Source organism: Aeromonas sp. S16(2024) (assembly GCF_041403065.1).
Lineage (GTDB): Bacteria > Pseudomonadota > Gammaproteobacteria > Enterobacterales > Aeromonadaceae > Aeromonas.
On record NZ_JBGLQX010000004.1, the window covers coordinates 17,192 to 29,826 of the forward strand.

Here is a 12,635-nt window from a genome sequence, read left to right on the forward strand (position 1 = left end):
ATTGATTCAAAAGAATCCAAATCCTTATCAATAACAAAAATTAACACCAAATAAGTTATTTTTTGTGACGACTGCCTGATATTTCACCGTCGCAAGCCTCTACTATCTGCTCATCAGTCGTTATCGAGGAATCACGAGATGAGCACTTCCTATCATGTCGCCGTCATCGGCCTTGGCGCCATGGGCATGGGCGCCGCCCGCTCCTGCCTGCGGGCCGGACTCACCACCTATGGCATCGACCTCAGCGAGCAGGCCCGCAGCCAGTTGCAGCAGGCCGGTGCCGCCGCCGTCATGGCCGATGCCAGGCCTCTGGCCGAGACGCTCGATGCGGTGCTGCTGCTGGTGGTCAACGCCACCCAGGTACGCCGCATCCTGCTCGGCGAAGAGGGGCTGGCCCGCCACCTTAAACCGGGCACCGCCATCATGGTCTCTTCCACCATAGCGGCCGAAGAGGCGAGCGCCCTGGCCGCCGAGCTGGCACAGCTGGGGCTGCCGATGCTGGATGCCCCTGTCTCCGGTGGCGCCATCAAGGCCGATGCGGGCGAGATGACGGTGATGGCCGCAGGCTCAGACGCCGCCTTTGACAAGCTGGCCCCTGTGCTGGATGCAGTCTCAGGCAAGCTCTACCGGGTCGGCAGCGAACCTGGCCAGGGCAGCACGGTCAAGATCATCCACCAGCTGCTGGCCGGGGTGCACATAGCGGTGGCCGCCGAAGCCATGGCCCTGGCCAGTCGGGCTGGCGTGTCGCTGGACCTCATGTATGACGTGGTGACCCATGCCGCCGGCAACTCCTGGATGTTTGAAAACCGCATGCCCAGGGTGCTGGCCGGTGACTACCAGGCCCGCTCCGCAGTGGACATCTTCGTCAAGGATCTCACCCTGGTGGCGGACACCGCCAAGGCGCTGCGCTTCCCGCTGCCGCTCGCGAGCACGGCGCTGAACATGTTCCTCGACGCCAGCAACGCAGGGCACGGCCAGGAAGATGACAGCGCCGTCATCAAGACGTTCTCCGGCATCACACTGCCGGGTCAGGAGGATCAGCCATGAAACTCGGTGTCATCGCAGACGACTTCACCGGCGCCACCGACATCGCCGGTTTCCTGGTGGAGAACGGCCTCTCCACCCTGCAACTCGCCGGCGTGCCGGAGCATGACGGGGATCTGCCCCGGGTCGATGCCGTGGTGATCAGCCTCAAGAGCCGCTCCTGTCCGGCAGGCGAAGCGGTACGCGACTCCCTGGCGGCCCTCCACTGGCTCAAGGCCCGCGGCTGCCCACGCATCTACCAGAAATACTGCTCCACCTTCGACAGCACGGCGGCGGGCAATATAGGCCCGGTCACCGACGCCCTGCTGGCGGCGCTTGGCCACGACTTCACCCTGATCTGCCCGGCCCTGCCGGTGAACGGTCGCACCGTCTATCAGGGCAACCTCTTCGTCGGCACCCAGCCGCTGGCCGAGTCCGGCATGCGCCACCACCCCATCACCCCCATGACCGACAGCAATCTGCTGCGGCTGATGGAGGGGCAGGGTTCAGGGCGCGCAGGACTGGTGCCCTTCACCACCATAGCGCAGGGCCCCGCAGCCATTGCCGACGCCTTCGAGCAGCTAACACAAGCTGGCGTGCGCTACGCCGTGGTCGACACCCTGACCGAGCAGCACCTGCTGGACATCGCCACCGCCGCCCTCCACATGCCCCTGGTGACCGGCGGATCCGGCCTCGCCATCGGCCTCGCCCGCCAGCTTGGCAGCGGCGATCTGCAGGGTGCCCGCGAGGCGGGCTGGCCCAGAGGCACCCGCGCCGCTGTGCTGTCGGGCTCCTGCTCCGAGATGACCAACCGCCAGGTGGCCCGCTATCGCCAGCACGCCCCTGCCCTGGCGCTGGACGTGGTGCGCTGCCTCGAAGAGGCCGACTACCCGGCCGAGCTGGCGCGCTGGGTGCTGGCCCAGCCCCCGGCCCCGGCGCCGCTGGTCTACGCCACCACCAGCCCGGTTGAGCTGGCACGCATTCAGGAGACCCACGGCCAGCAGGCGGCCAGCGACGCGGTGGAGCACTGCTTTGCCCGCCTCGCCCAACTGCTGCAAGGCGCCGGTGTGGACCGCTTCATCATCGCCGGTGGCGAGACCTCGAGCCGGGTCACCCAGGCCCTCGGCGTCAAGGCGTTCCACATAGGCCCGCAGATCGCCCCCGGTGTGCCCTGGGTGCGGGCCATCGACGCCCCCCTGTCGCTGGCCCTCAAGTCCGGCAATTTCGGGAGCGACGACTTCTTCGACAAGGCTCAGGAGTACTTCCATGACTGAACAGGCACTGCGCGACACCATGGTGATGCTGGGAGCCTCCCTCTTCCAGCGCGGTTATGCCACCGGAGGCGCCGGCAACCTCTCCGCCCTGCTGCCGGACGGCACCCTGATCGCCACCCCCACCGGCTCCTGCCTGGGACGTCTGAGCGCCGACAGGCTCTCCCACGTCAACCTGCAGGGGGAACACCTGGGGGGTGACCGCCCCTCCAAGGAGGTAGCCTTCCACCTCGCCATCTATCACAGCAATCCGGACTGCCGGGCCGTGGTGCACCTGCACTGCACTTACCTGACCGCCCTCTCCTGTCTGGAGGGGCTGGACCCGGCCAACGTCATCCGCCCCTTCACCCCCTACTACGTGATGCGGGTCGGCCAGTTGCCGCTCATCCCCTACTACAAACCGGGGGATGCCCGCATCGCCGAGGAGCTGGGGCGCCGCGCCCCCGAGGGCAACGCCTTCCTGCTTGCCAACCACGGCCCCGTGGTGACGGGCAAGGATCTGGTGGATGCGGTCAACAACATGGAAGAGCTGGAGGAGACGGCGCGCCTGGCACTGATGCTCCATGGCCAGTCCATCCGCTACCTGAGTGAACCCGAGATCACCGAATTGAGGAGCCTGAAGCCATGAGCCAACCCTGGTCCGCCTCTCTGACCCGATACGAACACAACGCATTGAGGAGCATCACGCCATGAGCAAGTTTGCCGCCAATCTCACCATGCTGTTTACCGAGGTGCCGTTCCTGGAGCGCTTCGCCGCCGCCCGCGAGGCAGGCTTCGAGGCCGTGGAATTCCTCTTCCCCTACGAGTGGCCGGCCGCCGAGCTGGGCCGCCTGCTGCGCGAGCACGGCCTCTCCCAGGCCCTGTTCAACATGCCGCCGGGCAACTGGGGGGCGGGGGAGCGCGGCATGGCCGCCATCCCGGGGCGGGAGGCGGAGTTTCGCGCCCACCTGCCAAGCGTGCGTGACTACGCCCTGGCGCTCGGCTGCACCAAGGTGCACGCCATGAGCGGCATAGTGGACCCCGCTTACAGCCTGGCAGCCCACCGCCAGACCCTGATCGAGAACATCCGCTTCGCCGCCGACTTCCTGGCCGCAGACGGCATCAGGGTGCTGCTGGAGCCTCTCAACGATCGGGACGTGCCCGGCTACTTCCTGGCCCACCAGCTCGACGCCCTGGCCCTGGTGCAGGAGATAGACAGACCCAACGTGGGGGTGCAGCTCGACCTCTACCACGCCCAGATCATGGACGGGGATCTCACCCGTCTCATCGGCAAGCTGGGCCCGGCCATCGGCCACGTCCAGATAGCCTCGGTACCGGATCGCCACGAGCCGGACGAGGGGGAAATCGCCTACCCCCACCTGTTCAAGGTGCTGGCGCAGGCGGGCTACCACGACTGGATAGGCTGCGAATACAACCCCAGAGCCGGCACCCGGGAGGGGCTGGGCTGGCTGACACAACAATAACGACCCTGAACATGAACGAGTCTGAGGATAACGAGATGCAGATCATCATCACCGGCGGCGGTGGCTTCCTGGGCCAGAAACTGGCCCGAGCCCTGCTGCAAGGCCCCCACCCCTTCACCGAGCTGCTGCTGGTGGACATACAGCAGCCGCAATCCCCCCTGCCGGACCCCAGGGTTCGCTGCCTCCAGGCCGACCTCACCGAACCCGGTGTCGCCGACTCCCTCATCAGCGAGCGGACCGCCGTGGTCTATCACCTGGCGGCCATCGTCAGCAGCCATGCGGAGCAGGATTTCGATCTGGGCTGGAAGGTCAACCTGGACACCACCCGCACCCTGCTGGAGGCCTGCCGCCATGCCCGCCCCGGCATCCGCTTCGTCTTCACCAGTTCGCTCGCCGTCTATGGCGGCCCGCTGCCGGCGCTGGTGAATGACGGCACGGCGCTCACCCCCACCTCCTCCTATGGTGCCCAGAAGGCCATGGGGGAGCTCTTGGTCAACGACTACAGCCGCAAGGGCTTCGTCGATGGTCTGGTGCTGCGCCTGCCCACCATCTGCGTGCGGCCGGGCAAGCCGAACCGCGCCGCCTCGTCCTTCGTCAGCAGCATCATCCGCGAGCCGCTGCAAGGGGAGATCGCCCTCTGCCCGGTGAGCCCGGAGCTGCGCCTCTGGCTCTCCAGCCCCGCCACCGTGGTCGCGAACTTCCTGCTGGCGGCCAGGCTCCCCGCCACAGGTGACGCCCGCAGCATCAACCTGCCCGGCATCAGCGTCACCGTCGGCGAAATGCTGGAGGCCCTCGCCCTGGCCGGTGGCCAGGCGGCCCGGGATCGGGTGCAGTTTGCCGCCGATCCGGCCGTCGAGCGCATAGTCGCAAGCTGGCCGGGACGCATCGACAACCAGCGGGCCAGCGCCCTCGGCTTCGCGGCAGACAGGACGTTTGCCGACATCATCGACAGTTTCATCACCCATGACATGCAGGAGGCATCATGAGCGACATCCCTACCCCCATCATCGGCCTGGTCATCGCCGTCTTCGTACTGGTGTTCCTGGTGGTCCGCACCCGGGTGCACGCCCTGATCGCCATGCTGGCGGCGGCCTGCATCGCCGGCATCACCGGCGGCATGAGCATCGACAAGACCCTCACCGTCATCACCCAGGGCTTTGGCTCCACCCTCGGCAGCATCGGCATCGTCATTGGCCTCGGGGTCATGATGGGCCGCCTGCTGGAGGTCTCCGGCGCCGCCGAACAGATCGCCTACAGCTTTATCAAGTGGCTCGGCAAGCGGCGCGAGGAGTGGGCCCTGGCCATCACGGGCTACATCGTCAGCATCCCCATCTTCGTGGATTCCGCCTTCGTCATCCTCTATCCGGTGGCCAAGGCGCTGGCGAAAAGCGGCAAGCGCTCCCTGCTGACCCTGGGGGTCGCGCTGGCGGGGGGTCTGGTGGTCACCCACCATACGGTGCCGCCGACCCCGGGGCCGCTCGGCGTCGCCGGTCTGTTTGGCGTGGACATAGGCGCCATGCTGCTGATGGGCATGGCGCTGGCCATCCCCTGCGTGCTCGGCATCGTCTTCTACGCCCAGTGGCTCGACAAGAAGTACCCCGAGTTCGGTGAGAAAGCCGCCCAGACCCCGGACGAGCTGCAAGCTACCTATGAGCAGTACCTCAAGGAGAAGGAGGGCAAGACCCTGCCGAGCCTGACCCTGTCGCTGCTGCCGATCCTGGTGCCCATAGTGCTCATCTTCGTCAAGGCCATCTTCACCACCCTGGCCACCCTGGAGGGGATGGACGACCTGATGGCGAATCCCCTGGTGCAGGGCATCAACTTCATCGGCACCCCCATCATAGCGCTCGCCATCAGCGTGCTGCTGGCGGTCTATACGCTGGTGCCGCACATGGACAGGCACGCCACCGCCGCTCGCCTCGAAGAGGGGCTGCAATCGGCCGGCATCATACTGCTGGTGACCGGTGCCGGCGGCGCCCTGGGTGCCGTGCTGCGCGACAGCGGCGCGGGTCAGCAACTCGCCGAGCAGATAGCCCAACTGCCCATCTCCCCCATACTGATCCCCTTCATAGTCGCGACCCTGGTGCGCCTCATCCAGGGCTCAGGCACAGTGGCCATGGTGACGGCGGCGTCCATCTCCGCCCCCATACTGGCGCAAATCCCCGGGGTCAACATGTTGCTGGCCGCCCAGGCTGCCACCATGGGGTCGCTCTTCTTCGGCTACTTCAACGACAGCCTGTTCTGGGTGGTCAACCGCATGATGGGCATCTCGGACGTGAAGCAGCAGATGATCGTCTGGTCCATCCCCACCACCATCGCCTGGGCCATCGGCGGCACCGGCGTCGCCTTGCTGAACCTGATGTTCGGCTCCGGCGGCACCTGGTTCGACCCCGTGCTGCCGCTGCTGGTGCTGGCGCTCATCGTCTGGTACGTCAGAGGCCAGTCCCTGACCCCGGCGGCCAGCGCAGTGCCAAGCCGGGAGTCCTGACCCGCAGCGTCACGGCAACGCTGTGTGACGAGGGCCAGTCTGCTAGACTGGCCCTCTTTTTTATTCATCTTGCAAAGGAGTGTTGGATGTCTGCTTCTTCCTGGTGGGACAAGTCCACCGGTTTTGCGCTGCTCACCATCTTGCTGTGGGCCTCGCTCGCAGCCCTCACCTCCCGGATCACCAGCGTATCGCCCCTGGTGCTGGTGGGACTGGTGCTCTTCTTCTGCGGCGCGGGCACCCTGCCGTTCTGGCGCCAGTGGCGCGCCAGCCCCCTCACCTGGCTGGTGACTATCACGGCCCTCCTGCTCTATCACCTGCTGCTGTTCATGAGCTTTCGCCACGCCCCCGTGCTGGAGGCCAACCTCATCAACTACCTCTGGCCCCTGTGCATCATACTGTTCACCCCATTGCTGCTGCCGGGCCATCCCCTGAGCCTGCACCATCTGCTGGCCGGGGCCCTGGGCCTTGCGGGCTCGGTGCTGGTGATGGTCGACGGCAAGCTGCAACTGCAGCAGGCCCATCTGCCGGGCTACCTGCTGGCCCTCGGCGCCGCCATCGTCTGGGGCGCCTATTCCGTGCTCTCCCGCCGTCTGCCCCCCGCCCCCGCCGTGGTCACGGCGGCCGCCTGCCTGCCCGCAGGGCTCTTGGCCCTGCTGCTCGCCTGGGGGCTGGAGGGGCCGCTGCCCCTCGCCCGGATCCCCCAGGGGGACTGGCTGCTCATCGCCGGGCTGGCCCTAGGCCCCATGGGGGCCGCCTTCGTCACCTGGTATCTGGCGCTGCGTGACGGGGATCCCCGCCGCATCGGGGCCCTGGCCTACCTCACCCCCTTGCTGAGCACCCTGCTGCTGGTCTGGCTCAACGGTGAGCAGCTCACCCCGCGCCACCTGCTGGCGGGGGCCCTCATCATGGGCGGTGCCCTGCTCGGTCTGCTGGTAAAGACGCCCAGAGTCCACAAAGCGGCGCAGCCGCTGTCATAAAAACGCCATCTCCCCTGCTTAAGCTCACGCCCATTGCGTGGTTCAAGCAGGACTCAGATGTGAAAATTGCCCATTATGCCTCCCTCTCCTCCCTGGTACTGCTGCTGGTGGCCGGCGTTCAGGCCGCCGCCCTGTTTCACGGCTGGCAGCAGTTCAATCGGGCCGAACAGTCCCAACGCCAGCAGGAGCGCCTGCAACAACAACTGAGCGGCCCCCTGCAGGGGGCCCTTCGCGACTACCTCGGCAGCGGCGATCCCCTGCGCCTGACCGAGGCCCAGGGGGGGCGCCAGCAGGCGCTCGCGCTGCTGGCGCAGCTGGACGGGCAACAAGCCGACCCGCTGCGCGCCCGGCTCGAGCAGATGGGGGAACGCATCGAGGGCGACTACCTGGCGGCGGGCAAGCTCTCCGGCAACAGCCAGTGGCTGCTGCAAAATGCCGAGAACGAGCTGACCACCCAGGCCAGGGCGCTGCTGCGTTACGGCCAGCAGGGGGCAAACCAGGATCCGGCCAGCGCCGAGGCCTATCGTCAGGGGGCCGCCGACATACTGGCGAGCCTGCCCGCCCTCGCCCACCAGCGTCAGAACTACATGGAGCAGGCCAGCGCCAAGCGCCTCGAAGGATTGCAGTTCGAACTCGCCGCACTGCAAAAGCAGGCGGACGCGCTGGCGGCCCTGCCGAGCCTGAACCTCTTCGAGGAAGCCGCCGCCGATGAGTTCACCCTGGGAGAGCCGGTGCGCAAGGAGCTCGGGGAGCTGCCCAAAGCCGAGCTGGTCTCCCTGCTCAAGCGCTATCCCCAGGAGCTGGAGAGCAGCCGCAAGGCGCTGCAACAGCAGCAACTGGCGCGCCAGATGGTGCAGCAGGACATCACCCAGCTGCTGCAGGCCGGTGAGCAGCTGGGGGAGCGGCTCGCCGCCGCCCGTCAGACGATGAACAAAGAGCTCGCCACCATACTCGGCTCCCTGGCGCTCTGCCTGGTGGTGGTCGCCCTGCTGTTTGCCCTGGTGCAGCGCCGCTGGCTGGTCAGGCCTCTGCTGCGACTGCGGGCGGCCTTCCTGCAGCTCGATGCCACGGGTCAGGCGCAGCTGCTGGCAACCGGGGGCGAGCGCAACGAGCTGGCCGACATAGTCGCGAGCTACAACCGCCTGATCGAGCGCCTGCAACAGGATCAGCAACAGAAGGCGGGCCAGCTCTCGAGCGTCTCCTCCAGCCTGCAGGAGATGGTGGAGCAGGTGCAGGAGATCCATCACAGCACCCGCACTACCGAGCAGGCGGTGGATGAGAGCGATACCATGATGCAGGAGCTCAATCAGCTCGCCAGCGAGGTGCACCAGGTCGCCGCCGAGATAGCGGAACACGCCCAGCACAACGAGCACTCCATGAGCCAGAGCGAGTTGCTGGTGGGGGGCATGCTGGCGGCCACCGCCCAGACGGGCCTCGCCATCGACGAGAGCAGCGGCGCCCTGGCCCAGCTGACCCGCTCGGTGGAGGATGTGACCGCCATCGTCGACGTCATCGGCCACATCTCACAGCAGACCAACCTGCTGGCGCTCAACGCCGCCATCGAAGCGGCCCGCGCCGGTGAGCAGGGACGCGGCTTCGCGGTGGTGGCCGACGAGGTACGCCACCTCTCCGCCGACACCCAGCGCTCCCTCGGCCAGATCACCGAGATCCTGGCGAGCCTCACCCAGGCGGGAGATCAGCTCGCCACCGTGCTGACCCGCATCACCGCAGAAGCCGCCGGGCAGCGCCAGCAGGCCGAGCAGTTGCGCCAGACCACCCAGACGGTGCGGGAGATGGCGCGCAGCACCGCCGTCATCGCCCTGCAAGGAGCCGACAACGCCAGGAGCCAGGAGCACAGGCTGGCCAGCTTCGCCGCCCTCATCGGCCGCATCAGCCAGCACGCCCGCCAGGGCAGCCGCCTCTCGGTGCAGGTGTCTGAGCATATCCACCACCAGGCCCAGCAGATCCCCCGGATCCTGAGCCAGGCCTGAGTCGCCCCTATCCCTCTATCAAGCCCGGCCCCATCCTCTGATGCGCGCCGGGCCTGCCCCCTGACACACCCTCATTCAACTCAGCCCCTCTCTGCCCTACCGCATACCATGATGTCCCTCAGGGGGTCGGCTCGACACCGTTCCGGGAGGGGGGATATCTTTTTTTGTGACACAAAATTATATGTTGCCATCAGGTTAACAAAGAAAGTTCTGCATCCGCGCCAAGATCCCATCAGGTAAACGGAAAAAATCACCTGAAAACGCTCTCATTACCGACATCAGCGGGCTGGGAGTGCCCACACCAAGAATCATGATTATTTGCACTCGGTCATACTTTTGAAACTTGGCGGGAACTTCCGGTTGATATTTCGCACCGCGAACGTACTCTTGGTGGTGTCAGATCGCCAAGGATCGAGACCTAAAAAATAAAGACTGTAAAGATGCAGATTGCCCGTTACTGATGCGCCAAGGCATCCGGGCACAACACAGAAAAATTTATTTTTTTGCCCTGCGGGGTGTTGATTGCAATGCCAATACCGAGCGGCGGGCGCCAGCCTGACTGCCGGAAAAAAAAGCTAAGTCCATAAAATCAGGAGCAATAACAAATGGAAAAAGTAATCTTCAAGCGCGCCTCTTTGAGTGCCGCCGTGCTGGCCGCTCTGGTCGCCCCCGGTATGGCGTTAGCAGCTCAAGACATGATGAGCCCGGAATACGGCAAGTCCTACGAGGCGTTTGCCGATGACGCCAAGCTGACAGGCGGCCTGTTCTACTTCCAGCGTGAGCGTGACCGCGTCCAGGCCGGCCCGGGTCAGGATGGCAAATACCACTCCAACCTGAGCCATGCCACCACCCAGGCAGCCCTCAACTTCAACTCCGGTTATGCCTGGGATGTGGTGGGGATCGATGTGGGCGGCTTTGGCGCCTATGACCTGGCCGTCGACGAGAGCAATGGCGTCAACGAAGAGAACGAATTCTCCTTCTGGGGCGACCAGTGGGGTTCAGGTGGTGACGGCGTACCCGAGAATGGCTTCAGCCTCTCCAATGCCGCCCTGAAACTCAAATTTGGTGACAAGGTCACCGCCAAGGGGGGTTACACCCAGCTGTATGTACCCGGCATCATAGGCGTCAACTGGTCCTATCAACCCGGTACCTACCGCGGTGGCCAGATCGAGGGGAACTTCGGTGGCCTCTACCTGACCTACGCCATCGCCGATGAGTACAAGGCGCCCTGGTTCAAGAACACCGCCGGCTTCTCCAAGAGCAGCCCCTATGCCAGCGATCCCTTCACCGATGCGAACAAGATCGACTACATCCACGGTCTGGCAGCCCGTTACACCTTCGAAGATGGCACCGCCATCACAGGTGGCTTCGGTCAGGCCGAAGGCTACATGGACAGCTACCACTTCAAGCTGGCTCACAAGTTTGACGTGCTGGGTGGCCTGAACACCAGCTACCAGTTCTACGGTTCCGACACCGAGAACGAAGACTATGACGGTCTGGCATGGCAACAAGCCCTGACCGCAAGCTGGGCAGCCGGTCCCTACGGCTTCCGCCTGGAAGGCCTGTACACCAAGGCCGAAGGGGATCTGGGCAACTACCTGCCCCGTCTGACCCGTGGCTACGGCAACTCCCAGGGCGCGAACGAGATCTGGTGGGATTCCCGCTCAGATTGGAACCACAACGAAGAGAAGGCGGTGTTCTTCGGTGTGACCCGTTCGCTGGATGATCTGGTCGGTGCCCCAGGCTGGGCCGCCGGTGTCTCCGGTGCCTACGGTTGGGATGCCAACAACGGCGAAGGTACCCTGGAAGGCGGTAAAGAGTGGGCTGCCAACTTCGACGTCATGTACACGGTGCAGGATGGCAAGCTGAAGGGCACTCTGTTCAAGCTGCACTACACCGATTACAACAACGAGCAGGACGACAAGGGCAGCTGGTACTACCCGAACATGTTCAGCTCCGAGCATGACGTCAAGTTCCACATCATCATGCCGTTCACCATCATGTAATCAGGCATCTGTTCTGACCGAAAACCGGGCCACGTGGCCCGGTTTTGTTTTTGGTGGCGCTCGGGCTACCATGCCATCTTCGGCCCTGTGCTGGCCGCCAATCAGGATGATCTTCATGCCCCACCCCTTCGTGCTTATCACCGGCTGCTCCAGCGGCATCGGCCTCGCCGCCGCCAACGCGCTCGGCGCCCACGGCTTCACCGTGATCGCCTCCGCCCGCAAGAGCGAGGATGTCGCCCAGTTGCAACAGCGGGGTCTCTTGGCGGTGCAGCTGGATCTGGCGGACACCGCCAGCATAGAGCGGGGGGCGGCAGAGGCGCTGGCCCTGGCCGGGGGACGTCTGTACGGGCTGTTCAACAACGGCGCCTACGGCCAGCCCGGTGCGCTGGAAGACTTGCCGACGGAAGCGCTCAAGGCGCAATTCAACACCAACCTGTTTGGCTGGCACCATCTCATTCGTCAGGTGCTGCCGGCCATGCTGGCCGTGGGCGAGGGTCGCATCGTGCAGAACAGCTCAGTGCTTGGCCTGGTGGCCATGAAGTATCGCGGCGCCTACAACGCCAGCAAGTTCGCGCTGGAAGGCTACACCGACACCCTGCGCCTGGAGCTCGAGGGCAGTGGCGTGCACATCAGCCTGATCGAGCCCGGCCCCATCGACACCCGGTTTCGCGCCAATGCCCGCGACGCCTTCGTGCGCCACATAGATCCGGCCCAGAGCCGCCATCAGGGCGCCTATCGCCAGACCCTGACCCGGCTGGAGAAAGAGGGCTCCACCAGCGGCTTCACCCTGCCGAGCGAGGCCTGCATACCGCCGCTGCTGCACGCGCTCCAGAGCAAGCGCCCCAAGCACCGCTACCCGGTCACCCTGCCCACCAGGCTGTTCAGCATACTGCGCCGCCTGTTGCCGAGCCGCTGGCTTGACCGGATCCTCGGCAAGTCGGCCTGATCCCCGGCGGGGACTGATCCCCGCCCGAGCGCCAGCATCTGATCAGTAGTGCTGGCCCTTGCTGTCGTATCGGGACTTGACCGTCTGGACAGCACCTGTATCCACAATGACATCCGTTTAGTAGTGCTGACCGTTGCTGTAGTAGGCGCTCTTGACGATGGGCAGCACCTGCACCACCACATAGGTCTGCTCCCCCAGCACCGCCTTGAGATGGCGGGTGATGAGGGCGGCGGCGGCATCCTGCAGCTCTTGCGGGCGCTCGAACCAGACCAGCTCCACGAAGGGGAAGCCGGCCTCGGGCTGGCCGTCTCGCACCCACTGGCTCGGCACGCACTCCAGGGTGACGAACTCCGGCTTGCCACCGGTCAGGGCGCAGAGATCCGCCAGCAGGGGCCTGCTTATCTGCTGCAGGGTGTCGACAGAAACTGCCCGAAAACGAAGGTGGGGCATGGGAAACCTCTTGGCTGTGA

At 65.4% G+C, this 12,635-nt stretch carries 11 protein-coding genes; 10 read left to right on the forward strand and 1 reads right to left on the reverse strand.

Annotated elements, in window-relative coordinates; all coding sequences use genetic code 11:
• The first annotated feature begins 138 nt into the window (after positions 1 to 138).
• The 10 genes from ltnD to ACB030_RS04335 all read left to right on the forward strand — a co-directional run bounded on the left by ltnD (position 139) and on the right by ACB030_RS04335 (position 12,165).
• Positions 139 to 1,047 (forward strand): L-threonate dehydrogenase, encoded by a 909-nt coding sequence (gene ltnD / locus ACB030_RS04290; RefSeq protein ID WP_371158301.1) that lies wholly within the window; start codon positions 139 to 141, stop codon positions 1,045 to 1,047.
• A complete protein-coding gene (otnK, locus tag ACB030_RS04295) occupies positions 1,044 to 2,297 on the forward strand; it encodes a 3-oxo-tetronate kinase (protein ID WP_371158303.1) in 1,254 nt (417 codons plus the stop codon). Before ltnD ends, otnK begins: the two co-directional genes overlap by 4 nt.
• Complete coding sequence (locus ACB030_RS04300) at positions 2,290 to 2,922, forward strand: aldolase (protein ID WP_371158305.1); 633 nt, start codon at positions 2,290 to 2,292, stop codon at positions 2,920 to 2,922. Before otnK ends, ACB030_RS04300 begins: the two co-directional genes overlap by 8 nt.
• Positions 2,923 to 2,983: 61 nt before the next feature.
• Positions 2,984 to 3,757: a 2-oxo-tetronate isomerase gene (gene otnI / locus ACB030_RS04305; RefSeq protein WP_371158307.1), complete on the forward strand. Its 774-nt coding sequence runs from the start codon at positions 2,984 to 2,986 to the stop codon at positions 3,755 to 3,757.
• Positions 3,758 to 3,768: 11 nt separating this feature from the next.
• Positions 3,769 to 4,743, forward strand: a complete 975-nt coding sequence (denD, locus tag ACB030_RS04310; RefSeq protein WP_371158309.1) for a D-erythronate dehydrogenase — start codon at positions 3,769 to 3,771, stop codon at positions 4,741 to 4,743.
• The gene (locus tag ACB030_RS04315; protein ID WP_371158311.1) at positions 4,740 to 6,245 is read left to right on the forward strand and encodes a GntP family permease; all 1,506 of its coding nucleotides are present in this window, start codon (positions 4,740 to 4,742) and stop codon (positions 6,243 to 6,245) included. The genes denD and ACB030_RS04315 overlap by 4 nt, the downstream gene beginning before the upstream one ends.
• Before the next feature lie 86 nt (positions 6,246 to 6,331).
• Positions 6,332 to 7,222 carry a DMT family transporter gene (locus ACB030_RS04320; protein ID WP_371158313.1) on the forward strand — a complete coding sequence of 297 codons (891 nt, stop codon included), beginning with the start codon at positions 6,332 to 6,334 and terminating at the stop codon, positions 7,220 to 7,222.
• Positions 7,223 to 7,281: 59 nt separating this feature from the next.
• Entirely contained in the window at positions 7,282 to 9,213 is a 1,932-nt protein-coding gene (locus tag ACB030_RS04325; RefSeq protein WP_371158315.1) for a methyl-accepting chemotaxis protein, read from the forward strand.
• A gap of 605 nt (positions 9,214 to 9,818) precedes the next feature.
• Positions 9,819 to 11,219, forward strand: a complete 1,401-nt coding sequence (locus tag ACB030_RS04330) for an OprD family outer membrane porin (RefSeq protein WP_371158317.1) — start codon at positions 9,819 to 9,821, stop codon at positions 11,217 to 11,219.
• Between the two features lie 115 nt (positions 11,220 to 11,334).
• Positions 11,335 to 12,165, forward strand: a complete 831-nt coding sequence (locus ACB030_RS04335) for an SDR family oxidoreductase (protein WP_371158319.1) — start codon at positions 11,335 to 11,337, stop codon at positions 12,163 to 12,165.
• A gap of 117 nt (positions 12,166 to 12,282) precedes the next feature.
• Here the strand turns inward: ACB030_RS04335 and ACB030_RS04340 are convergent, their stop codons facing one another.
• The gene (locus tag ACB030_RS04340; protein WP_371158321.1) at positions 12,283 to 12,615 is read right to left on the reverse strand and encodes a DUF1904 family protein; all 333 of its coding nucleotides are present in this window, start codon (positions 12,613 to 12,615) and stop codon (positions 12,283 to 12,285) included.
• Between the last annotated feature and the right edge of the window lie 20 nt (positions 12,616 to 12,635).